Below are 12,376 nucleotides of genomic sequence, written 5' to 3'. Positions count from 1 at the left end.
ATTGGCATTACGCCAAACGCCAAATGACCTGGTTTAAAAAAGATAAGGAAATTGAGTGGTTTAAACCGACTGAATCTCAAAAAATAGAAAACACTGCCAAAATTTTCCTAAAAGATTATCCGTTAATATTAAATAAATTATTTTAGCTAAATAGCACTAGACTGGGGAATTCTTTGAATATTCTTGATGTTCTTTTATGCCCCGGGGTATATAATTGCTCGCCCTAAGAACATGCCCCACGGCTGATATAAAATTATAGTCTTTCGCATATTTTATAAATTTCTTATTCTCTTCAACGGTGTTCTGGGCTTCAATATATTTATTAAAATTGTCTATATTTTCGTTAAAGTTTTGAGGGTTAATTGACTTTCCAATCACCTCAGCCATTTTTTTAAGAAGTTCTTCTTGAAGTGGCATCGTTTTTTCTATAGCCTCAGCATGTCCTAACAATATTTTTTTCTCTTTTTTGGAAAATAGATATATCAAAATAGCGATTGGCACTGCACCCCCGGCAACAATAAAAAATGATGATACAAAAGATACTAGAGTATTATCTAATACAAATTTTAAAAAAATACTACTTAATATTTCCATATTGCGGGCCCACGAGGATTCGAACCTCGGTCTTCTCTTTTGGAGAGAGAAATTCTACCACTGAACTATAGGCCCAATTTAATAAAATGACTATATCATAAACAAAAACCGGCGTCATGCCGGTTTTTGTAACTATTTTTTGGCCTCTTTGTGCACCGTCTGCTTCTTGCACCATTTGCAAAACTTTTTGATCTCGATTTTACGCTCTACCAGCTTTTTATTCTTGCGACTCCAGTAGTTGACACGCTTGCACTTAGAGCAGGCAAGTTTTATAAGAAAATCTTGTGACATAATAAATTTCAATATTGATTAACGTAATGTCCCCTAGGTTACTATAAAACCCATAAAAGTGCAAACGAATTGCCGGCACAGGGGTGTGCCGGCATAAGAATGATCAATGATAGCGATACATTGCCATGATGCTCTTTGCGTCATCCCTTTTCGCATATTGAAAAGGTATGTTTTTCCTAGAGAGCTCTTCTGCCGTCCATGGCTTATAGTCGTTAAAAACATAAACGCAGGAGGCCGTAATAATAAACATGCACCATTCCGCCACTTCGTCGGGAACAATATCTTCGTGGGGGCAAAGCAACCCCATTTCCTGCGGGACCACAAAAAACGCTAACGTGTGATGATTTTTCAAACCTTCAAATATATTATGAAAGTCATCCACGGAAAGCCCCCCTTCGCCCCAATATGCGCCTTCTGCACTATACCAACTTGAGAAATTTATAATCACATCCGCCCTTCTGTGCGCATTTTCATATTCTTGCCCAGAATAAATCCCCAAATCTGAAAGAAAAAGGCTTTGTTCATCGTTGCCACCACGTATTGTTTCAGGAAGTATTATCATGGCACACCTCCACGTTTACGTACATTAAGGGCATATAAGCTCGCTTATTTATCCTATGGTAAATAATACCATTTTTTAAATAAAATTGCAAGAAAAAACACCCCGCGACATGTCGCGAGGTGTTGAAGAATATATTCCTAGCGAGTAAGAAAAATACCTTCCGAAAACTTTTCGTAACGCTTGGCAAATTCCGAAGATGCCACACCGTCATACATTATGACCATACACTGACGATCTGGAGAAGAAATTTTCTGCTTCGCGATCTCAATGAGCACCTGTGCAACCATATCCATATTAGGAGCACCGGGGTCAATATTGAGGATCAAAAGCGCATCCCTTGACCCATTGATCCCTTTCTCAGGCATACGTAATTCAGCGCAACCAACGTCAACTGGACTCCCGCTCCCCTTGATGGTTGCCCGAAAATCCTTAGTAAGTCGCTCTCCTTCCTTTTGTGGCGCTGACTTTGGAATTTCCTGAACATGAACTTGGGGTTCCTCCGAAGCCGAACTTTTCACGTGTGTCTCCTTATAAAAATTAACTTAGTTTCATGAAAGGTGCTACCGGGTAAAATAATGACATAGAAGCACCAATTTTGCAATTAGTTCTTGAACTCAAGGTTTACCAAATACAAAAAAATAAAAGCGCCCGCTGTGTGAGCAAGGCGCCATACTAATTGTAATTGGAACGATTTCGATGTTTTAAGATTTCTTGACGAGCTTGCGACAGAACACGGCGGGTATTTTTTGCAATCTCGACATCGGTATCAGTGGATCGAATGATAATAGGAAATATCCATTCGGGTCTGGGATGTTTTTTCTGATGTTCTTCAAATTTTTTAACACCACCTTTTGAGCTTTTGATTTGAAGATAAATTTTCCCAACATCATTGGTAAGAGCCACAGCATCAATCCGACGAAAATAATCTTGCTCCCTGGTTGATTTCTGTATCCCAGAAAACCATGGGGGAAATTCACTGGGTACTCTATAGCCTTTAAATACTTCAAAGAACCTATCTTCATTACTTTTACCACGCTCCTTTCCTATTTTCCGAAAAAGTCCCTTGAGGCTCACGTTACCCATAAAAATTCTCCTCATCAGGTTGGAAGAAATTTGTGTCTGGTGCACATACTAACGATAATATGCCGATACGTCAATCCCTACACGAAGCTTCACAAACAGAGCAATATGATTTAGAATACATTCGTTCCCATGCGTCGGTGGCGGAGTGGTCAATCGCACTTGACTGTAAATCAAGCGGCTTTATGCCTACGCAGGTTCGAATCCTGCCCGGCGCACAAAATAAAGGAGTCCGATGTGAAAACATTGGGCGACTTTTATTTTGTAGCAGACGGGTAGGATTCGAAAGACGGAGCAGCGGGTCCCCACACTTTGTGTGGGGCTGCGAGTCGGGGTCGCGAGTACTTAGTGCTCGCAGATTGCAAAGCAATCGAGAACACTTAGTAACTCGTGACCAATCCTACCCGGCGCACAAAATAATTACGGGGGGGTTGACAAATAGATATATTATGTGTATAATAGCATAAGTTTATAGAAGTCAATTTTTCACACGATATCTGAAAAAAGGAGGTAACTCAATGCTGTCGAACACCATGCACCCCCGTATCGCTGAGTTGGCTAAGGAACTCATTCCATTGACGGAAAACCCGCCCGCCCAGCCCACGGAGGAAGACCGAAAGAAACTGATGTCCATCCGTAACAAGGTCAAGAATCTCTGCGATGATCCCGGTATAACATTGGGCGATTCCGACGAGCGAGACCGCCAATACCTCTATGTGATATCCACCAAAGAGGCCAACCGACAGGAGGACTTCTACGAAAACAACGGCAATAAGTGGGCGGCATAGTATATCTTCCACCACCCGTCAGGTTGCTTAATTCATAGTTAAATCACTTCGTTCACTGTATCGTGAGCCCCCTGCAGAATTTATTTCTGCTCGGGGCTCTATTTTTATATTTTCTCATTAAGTAAAATCCTTCCGAATTTGTCTCAAGCTACGCACAATCATTAAAACACCCCAACCAAAGTTGAGGTGTTTTAATTTTTAACGTTCCCCGTTCTACGATTTACGCCTGCCTGCCGCGTCGTTATACTCCCCGGCGCAGGCAGGCTCTACACTTCTACACCATAACCTTCTCCTTCTCCTCTTTCACCACCACTTTCCCCTTCTCAACCGAGATAGCAAGTTCCTCCCCCTTCATGTCAACCGACACCGTGCCGCCACGAAGTACACCGCGGGAGATCATCAGTGACGCAACGGGAGTAAGAATTTTATTTTGAATGATTCGCTTCAAGGGACGCGCGCCGTATTGCGGGTTGTACCCCTCTTTCGCCAAGTACGCGAGCACTTCCGGAGAAAGATTGAGCTTAATCTCTTTTTCAAGAAGACGTTTTTTCGTCATTCCGATTTGAATCTTCACGATCTCTTTGATCGCTTCGGGAGAAAGAATATCGAAGATGATAATCTCGTCCAAGCGGTTTAAGAATTCCGGCCTGAAATAATCTTTCAAGCTTTCCATCACCTTTGTTTTTGCATCTTCATAGTCCGCCTTACTGTCGTCACTGCTAAACCCAATCGTCTTCATCCGATCGATATGTTCAGCCCCAATATTTGACGTGAGAATGATAACTGAATTTCGGAAATTCACCTTGCGTCCCTTTGAATCGGTGAGATATCCATTATCAAACACCTGAAGTAATATGTTAAATACTTCTGGATGCGCCTTTTCTATTTCGTCAAACAAAATTACTGAATAGGGGCGATGGCGAATCGTTTCTGTAATGTTGTTTCCTTCTTCATGTCCAACATATCCTGGTGGCGAACCAATCAGTTTTGAAACAGAATGGCGTTCCATAAACTCGGACATGTCGATGCGGATAAGTGATTTTTCATCATTGAACATAAATTCTGCAAGCGCTTTTGAAAGTTCCGTCTTCCCCACTCCCGTAGGTCCGAGAAAAATGAATGAACCGATGGGGCGATTTGGGTCGGCGATACCCGCGCGCGAACGCTTCACCGCATCAGCGATTTTCTGCACTGCATCTCGCTGACCGATAACGCGTTTTGAAAGTTCAGCTTCTATCTTATTCAATTTCTCGGCTTCCTCTTCAAGCATTTTTGTTACCGGAATACCCGTCCAACGCGAAACAATATCCGCAATATCCTGCTCCATGATTTCTTCCTTGAGAATGCGGCGTGATTTCTGAAGTTTCTTCAACCGTGCGCTTTTTGCCTTGAGATCTTTTTCGAGTGAAGGGATTTTACCGTATCTGATTTCCGCGGCAAGCGAAAGGTCCGCCTTCATTTCCGCAGCTTCCGCCTCAAGACGGAGCGATTCGAGACTTTTTTTAATGGAGCGGATATCACCCACAATTTCTTTTTCATTTTTCCAACGAAGTTCAATTTCACGAATCTTTTCTTTCAGATCAGCGATTTCTTTATCGATTTTCTTGACACGTTCTCTAGCTTTTTTGCCTTCATTATTTTCCACCTCTTTCTTGAGTGCTTCTTTTTCGATTTCAAGCCGCATGATTTTGCGATAGGTATCTTCCAAGACTGGCGGCTTGTTCTCAAGCGAGATGCGAAGCGCTGACGCGGCTTCATCAATAAGATCCACCGCCTTGTCCGGCAAGAATCGATCGGAAATATAACGACTACTCAAGTTTACCGCCGCCAAGATAGCATCATCGGTAATTCGCACACCATGGAATAATTCGTATTTTTCTTTAAGTCCGCGCAAAATAGCTACCGCATCTTCAATTGACGGCTCATTCACGTGCACTGGCTGAAAACGTCGTGTAAGCGCTGGATCTTTCTCAATGTGTCGTTGATACTCTTTGAGCGTTGTCGCACCGATAGCGCGAAGTTCGCCACGTGAGAGAGCAGGTTTAAGCATATTTGACGCGTCCATAGAACCTTCTGCCGCACCAGCTCCCACGATAGTATGAATTTCATCAATAAAAAGAATGATCTTACCATCAGACTTTTCTATTTCTTTCATAATCTTCTTCAATCGGTCTTCAAATTCACCGCGATATTTTGTGCCCGCAATCAATGACCCGAGGTCGAGAGAAACGAGCTCCTTATCTTTGAGAGATTCCGGCACATCACCCTTTGACATGCGGATAGCAAGACCTTCTACAACTGCGGTTTTTCCAACGCCTGCCTCCCCGATCAAGATTGGATTATTTTTTGTCCTTCGAGAAAGGATCTGCATAATGCGAGCGATTTCATCGTCGCGTCCAATGACCGGATCGAGCTTGTCTTGCGATGCGAGTTTCGTGAGATTGCGCGTAAATTTTGAAACATAACGAAATTTTTTCGGCGTGCTTACGTCCGTAATATTACTTGATTTGAGTTCTTGTAAAACACGCATAACACTCTCACGGTCAATTCTAAAACGCGCAAGAACCTCACGTGCCTGCCCTGGAACATCAAGAATAGCAATAAAGAGATGTTCGGTGGAAACGAATTCATCCTTGAGATACGCGGCAATTTTCCCCGCTCCCTCAAGCACTTGTCCGAATTCTTGCGTAAGATAAATCTGATATGACGGCGAGAGCGTGCTCTGTGCGGGAGCTGATTCAATGGTTTCAACTAAAGAATCCGCAAGAAGCATCGTGTCCACTTCGAGCTTATCGAGGATTGAGATCACCATGCTTTCTTCCTGCGTAATGAGTGCAGTAAGAAGATGCACGGGGGTTACATGATTCTGGCCACGCTCAACAGCAAACTCGTGTGATTTACGAATCGCTTCTCGCGCCTTTGATGTGAAATTGCTGAATGGAGGCATATGATGATTTTAAAGTGTAAATGTCAAAATGTAAAATGACTATATTCACTACTGCCAATTATAAAAAATTTTATGAAAATATTGTACAAGACTCCCAAAATTCTGTCAACTTTAATTTGAGGAAGTCTTTACTGACGGATCAGCTTCTTTCTTGGGGGTAATGGCAATAATAGCTTCTTTTATGTCATTGATCGGTGCCGCTGTATCAACACCGGTTACCGGATCTATAATCATAATTCCTGCCACAGAGCCTTCCATGGTAATCAGAGGCGCACCAGCACTATTGCGTGAAAGATTCGCGCTTGTTTTGATTGCACGGAAATGAGTTTCTTCTTTTTTGGTTGTTTCATTGGTTTTTGTTTCTGTAATGAGATCGGACACAATTCCGGTAACTACCGTTGTTCCTTTTATACCACCCAAAAATATTGCTGTTTGCCCAAGTTTGATTTGATTTGAGTCTGAAAGAGATACGGATGTGAAAACAAATTTATCGGCAACTTTTTTTGTATCAGATGTAGTCGTGGAGACATTTTTATCTTCATTCTGCGGAGGAGAAATTTTTAAAAGAGTAAAATCACTGCCTCCCCCTTGTGGAAGAATTTGGACACTTAAATGTTTACCGCCATAAAGAGCTGCCAAACTTTCAGGCGACACTCCGTCAACAACCCCCCTCGCTGTTACTGCCAATCCATCAGCCGAGACAAAAAACCCAAGCCCTAGATGTTGCTCTACTCCTTCGGCGCTTATTCCTCGGAGTGTAATCATACTTTTTGAATTTTCTTCAACCGCTTTAACGATAAGATCCTCTTCTTTGATGATAATGCGCTCGGTTACTACGGTTGCTTTGCCTGTTTCGGTCGGAACAATCCTTTCAATGGTATGTTCAACGACACGATTGATGGTTTGAGTAATCCCCGGAGGGGCTTTTTCGAGAAGGGTCACAGTAACAATTCCCGTCGCGATCGAGGTCACGAAAGTAATAAGAAGTGTGAGAAGTATGATTTGATGTTTATTGAGTTGGTCCATCTGGTTAATTTCTAATTCTCAGTAAATTTTTAACGTTTGAATGCTTAAAAATTAGCTCATTAGTAATTGATTGAAAATTGTAAATTGATAATTCTTCCATCTAATTCCCCAACGGGATTCCATTACTTCGATACTACAAGAAAACCCTTTGGTATGCAATAGATTTTATGCTTTGAATCTCTTCTCCGCTTCTCTCCAATTAACCGCACTCATAAAGGTAGTAATGTAATCTGCTTTTTTAAGTCCGTAGTCGATCATATAGGCGTGCTCAAACACATCAAGTACGAGAATGGGTGTTGCCCCAGCCAAGTGACCTACATCGTGTTCGTTGATCCATACATTGAAGAGCGTATCTGTTGTTGTATCATGCGAAAGTATGACCCAGCCGATACCACGCATCGTGCCAGTACTCTTAAAATCAGCTTCCCAGTTTTCCATTGAACCGAACTCTTCGGTTATTTTTTTTGCGAGCGGGGAATTTTGATCAAGTTTCTTGGCATCCTTTGCCATGTTTCCAAAATATAATTCATGCAAACGCATACCATTGTACTCCCACCCAAACCTGCGCTTAAGTTCCGCATATTCAGGAGTCGCCGCCTTCCCTGCCGCTGTCATTTCTTTAAGAAGTACAGAAATTTTATTCGTGTTCGCTACATATCCTTCATATAGCGTAAAGTGGTTTTTGAGAAGTTGGTCGCTGAAACCCGTCATTCCCAGTAATAAATCGTATTTTTTGGGTTCGTAATTCATATTTTTTGCTTATAAACTTTTAATATTTTTTAATTTCTTTACCAATTGTGATAACACTGCGATGGCATAATCAGTATCTTTCTTGGTGGTACTTCTTCCGAGCGTAAATCGAATACCGCTTTCAGTTCCAATTGTGTTCCGTCCTAACGCCATAATAACATGAGAGCCTTCTTCGTCCATACTTTTGCATGCACTGCGAGCGGATGCGGCGATTCCATGCGCATCAAGCTCAATAATAAGGTGATCGCTTTCAATCCCCGGAATGGAAACGTTTACGTTGTTGGGTGAACGCTCGATTCGATCCCCGTTGAGTATCACGCCGGGAATTTTCTTAAACATTGACGAGATAAAATAATCGCGAAGTGTTGTAAGTCGCTTTGATTCTTTTTCTTTCATGGTTTCTGCAATCCCAAGTGCTTCCGCAAGTCCCACAATCCCCGCCACGTTCTCTGTGCCTGGTCGAAGCCCTCGCTCTTGTCCTCCGCCATAGATAAACGGCGATAGAGGAACACCGCGACGTACAAACAATGCGCCCATTCCTTTCGGTCCATATATTTTTGATCCATTGAGTGTAAGCAAATCAATACCGAGTCGTTCAACATGAAGAGGAAGATAGTTTGCCGCCTGACATGCATCAGTATGAATATAGGGAAATGAAGTACTGTTGTGTTTTCTCCATATACGAATAATTTTTGCAATTTCACGAATTGGTTCTATCGTACCGATTTCATTGTTTGCATACATAATTGAAACAAGTACTGTTTCTTTTCGGAGCGCTTTCTTTAGTTCGTCGAGCTTGATGATTCCATTGCCGTCCACTCCGATATACGAAACTGCAACTCCCCAACCTTCAAGTGCTTTACACCCCGCGAGTACTGATGGATGTTCAATCACACTTGTTATGATGTGTGGGTTCTTCTCCCCCAATTTTTCTCGCCTGCCTGCCGGTAGGTATGGTGCACTATTAACAATTCCCTGAATCGCAAGATTATTTCCTTCTGTCCCACTACTGGTAAAAATAATCTCGTCTGGGTGTGCAAAAAGAATCTCCGCGATTTTTTTCCGTGCAAGAAATACCGCGTTCTTTGCGACAACTCCCTCGCGATATAACGTGCTAGGATTTCCAAATTCTTTCGTCATGAATGGCTTCATTGCCGCAAACACACGCGGGTCAAGCGGTGTCGCGGCAGCGTGGTCTAAATAGATTCTTTTGTTCGCCTTCATACCCACGTATTCTAGTGATAAAATGATTTTTTTGCAAAAGAGTGTGGCGTGATGTATAATCTTCATCTGTATGACAGAGGCAACCACACTAATTATTATGTATATTCTTATGGGTTTTATTATCGCTCTCGCCCTATGGATTATGTGGTTACAGCGACGTCTCAATAGGTTTCTTTATGGGAAAGATGCGAAAAGTCTTGAGGATACCATTGTCCACGTGAAAGAAGGAATTGAACGCGTTGACGCTTCACAAAAAAATGTTTCAGAATATTTGAAGACTATCAATCAAAAACTTAAAAAAAGCATCCGCGGTATCGAAACGGTTCGTTTTAATCCTTTCAAAAATTCCGGAAGCAACCAAAGTTTTGCAACCGCCTTTCTCAATGAAGAAGGAGACGGGGTAGTTATTTCAAGCCTATACTCTCGTGAGCACGTAAGCATTTACGCAAAGCCTATAAAAAGCCTCGCTTCGTCGTATGAACTTTCGGGAGAAGAAAGAAGCGCTTTGCAGAATGCGAAGGATTCGCTCAATACAAATTAAAAAAGAAAACTAAAAAATTATAGATAAGAAATTTAAACATGCAAGCATTGCATCTTTAAATTTTGAACTATGATTTTACATTTTGATTTTTAAACTTTTACTTTGCAACATGGAGAAATTAAAAAACAAAGCAATTGCAGAACGTCCCCCCATCATTACCATCATGGGGCATATTGACCATGGAAAATCAACGCTTCTCGATTATATTCGAAAAAGTAATATTGTAGGAGGAGAATCTGGCGGCATCACCCAACATCTTTCGGCATACGAAGTTATTCATCCAACAAAAGAAGGCGGTACAAAAACGATCACATTTCTTGATACACCTGGCCATCAGGCATTTTCAAATATGAGATCCCGCGGAGCAAACATTGCAGATATTGCAGTCCTCGTTATTTCTGCAGAAGATGGAGTCAAACAACAGACCACAGAAGCACTCAAGTGTATCAAGGAAGCTGGTATTTCTTTTATTGTTGCCATAACCAAAATTGATAAACCTAATGCGAATGTAGAGCGGGTAAAGCAAGAAATGGCTGAGCATGAAATTTATATTGAAGGATATGGTGGTGATGTCCCCTGTATGCCAATATCTGCAAAATCAGGCAAGGGGGTGCCAGAATTACTCGATATGATGCTTCTTGTCGCAGAACTCGCGGAACTTAAAGGAGACAAAACAAAGCCTGCGGAAGGTGTTGTTATCGAGTCAAGTCTTAATCCTAAAAGAGGAATTTCTGCCACACTCATCATTGAAGACGGTACACTAGAAAAGGGGTCTTATGTCGTCGCCGAAGATTCTTTCACTCCTGTACGCATGATGGAAAATTTTCTTGGTAAAAATATCGACGAGGCATCATTCTCTTCACCCATACGAATCACTGGCTGGCAAAAAATTCCTACTATCGGAGCTCCATTTAAGACGTATGCATCAAAAAAAGAAGCGGAAGTTGCTATTGAATCATATCTTACTAATTCACGATCAACCGCTCAAAAAACACCCGCTTTATCTACGATTACACCCGAGAGCGAAAGTACGGAAGAAGAGATGAGCGTCGTAATAATCCCGCTCATTATTAAAACAGATGTTGTGGGAACTCTTGAAGCAATAGAAAAAGAGATTAGCGGTCTTGATACTGAAAAGGTGAAAATAAAGCTTGTTCAGAAAGGAGTTGGCACTATATCTGAAAACGACGTTAAAACAGTGGCAGGTTTTCATGAACCGATTATTATAGGATTTCATGTCAGTGTAGATGGAAATGTTTCGCAGCTGGCAGAACGACATGGAGCAAATGTAGTCATATTTAATATTATTTATAAAATAAGTGAGTGGTTACAGAAAGAAATTGAGCGCAGAACACCGCGCGTCGAGACTGAAGAAATGACCGGTCAGGCAGAGATTTTAAAAATGTTCAGTAAAAATAAAAATAAACAAGTTGTCGGCGGGCGCGTCACTATGGGAGTACTTAAAGCAAAATCTATTGTAAAAATTATCAGACGCGAGCATGAAATTGGTCGAGGCAAGATTATTGAACTTCAACGTCAAAAACTTTCTACTGATGAAGTTATTGAAGGAAATGAGTTCGGAACAATGATAGAATCGAAAATTGAAATTGCACGAGGAGATACAATCGAATCATTTATTCTCGTACGAAAATAACATATGGCGGTACGCCAACAAAAACTCGAGGAATTGATTCGCAAGCTTGCGGCTCAATTTGTCCAAATAGAATCGAGTAATGTATCCCTGATTACGGTTACGCGATGCATGATGGAACAAAAACTCAAACACGCTATTATATTTATCACCGTACTCCCTGAATCAGAAGAACGTCACGCACTCGAATTCTTAAAACGAAAACGTAGCGAATTTCGCGGTTATCTTAAATCACACGCGCGCACGCGCGTGATTCCCGTTGTTAATTTTGAAATAGACATCGGTGAAAAAACACGCCAAAAAATTGACGAGCTTGGTATAAAACACTAGAATAATGAAAGTTCAGTAATACGAACTAAGAGCGCCGTGCGGTGAAAAAATTTGTGCGGAACTCTTCCCTACCAACTGCCTGCCGGTAGGCAGACCTCTCTTCGGTCTGGGACTAAGCATGGCCTGGTAGCCAAGTGGTAAGGCGTCTCTCTGCAAAAGAGATATGCGCGGGTTCAATTCCCGCCCAGGCCTCAAGGAAACTCCCTGCAATGGGAGTTCCGGAGGCGTGGGAACAAGGCAACCGCTTGTCTTGTGTCGGGAATTGAAAGCCGGAGCATGTCGCCCTGCGACAGCGAGGCGAGGTCGCGAAAAATTTTTATCAGAAAATTTATTTGTGACCAATCCGCCCAGGCCTCAACAGAAGTTAAAAGTTTATAAAGTTTGTAAAGTAATGCATGTCTGGCTTTATAAACTTTGAACTTTATGAACTTTTGACTCTCATATGCCGGGGTGATGAAATCGGTAGACATACAAGACTTAAAATCTTGAGAGCGAAAGCTCGTGTGGGTTCGATTCCCACCCCCGGCACCATAACGATTTTTGACGCATTTTCTGCGTCTTAAAATCGTTATTTGTTTCCACGGGAATCGAA

At 41.9% G+C, this 12,376-nt stretch carries 13 protein-coding genes and 4 tRNA genes; 7 read left to right on the top strand and 10 right to left on the bottom strand.

All coding sequences use genetic code 11. The features are described from left to right. Nucleotides 1–156: 156 nt before the first annotated feature. From Q7S11_03015 to Q7S11_02990, 6 genes are all read right to left on the bottom strand, one after another. Nucleotides 157–594: a hypothetical protein gene (locus tag Q7S11_03015; GenBank protein ID MDO8572715.1), complete on the bottom strand. Its 438-nt coding sequence runs from the start codon at nt 592–594 to the stop codon at nt 157–159. A gap of 4 nt (nt 595–598) precedes the next feature. Next, a tRNA-Trp gene (locus tag Q7S11_03010) sits at nt 599–669 on the bottom strand. A gap of 57 nt (nt 670–726) precedes the next feature. Next, nucleotides 727–885, bottom strand: a complete 159-nt coding sequence (rpmG, locus tag Q7S11_03005; GenBank protein ID MDO8572714.1) for a 50S ribosomal protein L33 — start codon at nt 883–885, stop codon at nt 727–729. A gap of 103 nt (nt 886–988) precedes the next feature. Further along, nucleotides 989–1,447, bottom strand: coding sequence for a hypothetical protein (locus tag Q7S11_03000; protein ID MDO8572713.1), 459 nt, complete (start codon nt 1,445–1,447; stop codon nt 989–991). A 137-nt stretch (nt 1,448–1,584) separates the two neighbouring features. Continuing rightward, on the bottom strand, nt 1,585–1,965 hold the full coding sequence (locus tag Q7S11_02995; GenBank protein MDO8572712.1) for a hypothetical protein: 381 nt from the start codon (nt 1,963–1,965) through the stop codon (nt 1,585–1,587). 154 nt (nt 1,966–2,119) lie between these two features. Beyond that, nucleotides 2,120–2,530, bottom strand: coding sequence for a hypothetical protein (locus Q7S11_02990; GenBank protein ID MDO8572711.1), 411 nt, complete (start codon nt 2,528–2,530; stop codon nt 2,120–2,122). A gap of 131 nt (nt 2,531–2,661) precedes the next feature. On the opposite strand from Q7S11_02990, the gene Q7S11_02985 reads away from it, so the two are divergent. Together Q7S11_02985 and Q7S11_02980 are read left to right on the top strand one after the other, a co-directional pair. Beyond that, nucleotides 2,662–2,745 (top strand) — tRNA-Tyr (locus Q7S11_02985). A gap of 408 nt (nt 2,746–3,153) precedes the next feature. After that, nucleotides 3,154–3,315: a hypothetical protein gene (locus Q7S11_02980; GenBank protein ID MDO8572710.1), complete on the top strand. Its 162-nt coding sequence runs from the start codon at nt 3,154–3,156 to the stop codon at nt 3,313–3,315. 274 nt (nt 3,316–3,589) lie between these two features. On the opposite strand, the gene Q7S11_02975 is transcribed toward Q7S11_02980, so the two are convergent. The 4 genes from Q7S11_02975 to Q7S11_02960 form a co-directional block, all read right to left on the bottom strand. Beyond that, a complete protein-coding gene (locus Q7S11_02975) occupies nt 3,590–6,262 on the bottom strand; it encodes an AAA family ATPase (protein MDO8572709.1) in 2,673 nt (890 codons plus the stop codon). A gap of 111 nt (nt 6,263–6,373) precedes the next feature. After that, nucleotides 6,374–7,288: a serine protease gene (locus tag Q7S11_02970; GenBank protein MDO8572708.1), complete on the bottom strand. Its 915-nt coding sequence runs from the start codon at nt 7,286–7,288 to the stop codon at nt 6,374–6,376. Between the two features lie 165 nt (nt 7,289–7,453). Further along, nucleotides 7,454–8,038 (bottom strand): superoxide dismutase, encoded by a 585-nt coding sequence (locus tag Q7S11_02965; GenBank protein ID MDO8572707.1) that lies wholly within the window; start codon nt 8,036–8,038, stop codon nt 7,454–7,456. Nucleotides 8,039–8,047: 9 nt separating this feature from the next. After that, nucleotides 8,048–9,262 carry a cysteine desulfurase family protein gene (locus tag Q7S11_02960; protein MDO8572706.1) on the bottom strand — a complete coding sequence of 405 codons (1,215 nt, stop codon included), beginning with the start codon at nt 9,260–9,262 and terminating at the stop codon, nt 8,048–8,050. Between the two features lie 70 nt (nt 9,263–9,332). Here Q7S11_02960 and Q7S11_02955 point away from each other — a divergent pair, with 70 nt between their 5' ends. From Q7S11_02955 to Q7S11_02935, 5 genes are all read left to right on the top strand, one after another. Next, the gene (locus Q7S11_02955) at nt 9,333–9,803 is read left to right on the top strand and encodes a DUF4446 family protein (GenBank protein ID MDO8572705.1); all 471 of its coding nucleotides are present in this window, start codon (nt 9,333–9,335) and stop codon (nt 9,801–9,803) included. Between the two features lie 109 nt (nt 9,804–9,912). After that, nucleotides 9,913–11,457, top strand: coding sequence for a translation initiation factor IF-2 (gene infB, locus Q7S11_02950; GenBank protein ID MDO8572704.1), 1,545 nt, complete (start codon nt 9,913–9,915; stop codon nt 11,455–11,457). 3 nt (nt 11,458–11,460) lie between these two features. Further along, a complete protein-coding gene (locus Q7S11_02945) occupies nt 11,461–11,784 on the top strand; it encodes a ribosome-binding factor A (protein ID MDO8572703.1) in 324 nt (107 codons plus the stop codon). 120 nt (nt 11,785–11,904) lie between these two features. Continuing rightward, a tRNA-Cys gene (locus Q7S11_02940) sits at nt 11,905–11,976 on the top strand. Nucleotides 11,977–12,228: 252 nt separating this feature from the next. Beyond that, a tRNA-Leu gene (locus tag Q7S11_02935) sits at nt 12,229–12,315 on the top strand. The last annotated feature ends 61 nt before the right edge of the window (nt 12,316–12,376 follow it).

It is taken from the genome of bacterium (genome assembly GCA_030648955.1).
GTDB lineage: Bacteria > Patescibacteriota > Minisyncoccia > Phycocordibacterales > JAUSHB01 > JAUSHB01.
Note: the sequence above shows the minus strand (reverse complement) of the source record. Positions and strands in the feature narration are given on the sequence as shown.

Coding starts and splice junctions, on each gene's coding strand:
- Q7S11_03015 (MDO8572715.1), bottom strand. CDS start 594: ATGGAAATATTAAGTAGTATTTTTTTAAAATTTGTATTAGATAATACT.
- rpmG (MDO8572714.1), bottom strand. CDS start 885: ATGTCACAAGATTTTCTTATAAAACTTGCCTGCTCTAAGTGCAAGCGT.
- Q7S11_03000 (MDO8572713.1), bottom strand. CDS start 1,447: ATGATAATACTTCCTGAAACAATACGTGGTGGCAACGATGAACAAAGC.
- Q7S11_02990 (MDO8572711.1), bottom strand. CDS start 2,530: ATGGGTAACGTGAGCCTCAAGGGACTTTTTCGGAAAATAGGAAAGGAG.
- Q7S11_02980 (MDO8572710.1), top strand. CDS start 3,154: ATGTCCATCCGTAACAAGGTCAAGAATCTCTGCGATGATCCCGGTATA.
- Q7S11_02975 (MDO8572709.1), bottom strand. CDS start 6,262: ATGCCTCCATTCAGCAATTTCACATCAAAGGCGCGAGAAGCGATTCGT.
- Q7S11_02970 (MDO8572708.1), bottom strand. CDS start 7,288: ATGGACCAACTCAATAAACATCAAATCATACTTCTCACACTTCTTATT.
- Q7S11_02965 (MDO8572707.1), bottom strand. CDS start 8,038: ATGAATTACGAACCCAAAAAATACGATTTATTACTGGGAATGACGGGT.
- Q7S11_02960 (MDO8572706.1), bottom strand. CDS start 9,262: ATGAAGGCGAACAAAAGAATCTATTTAGACCACGCTGCCGCGACACCG.
- Q7S11_02955 (MDO8572705.1), top strand. CDS start 9,333: ATGACAGAGGCAACCACACTAATTATTATGTATATTCTTATGGGTTTT.
- infB (MDO8572704.1), top strand. CDS start 9,913: ATGGAGAAATTAAAAAACAAAGCAATTGCAGAACGTCCCCCCATCATT.
- Q7S11_02945 (MDO8572703.1), top strand. CDS start 11,461: ATGGCGGTACGCCAACAAAAACTCGAGGAATTGATTCGCAAGCTTGCG.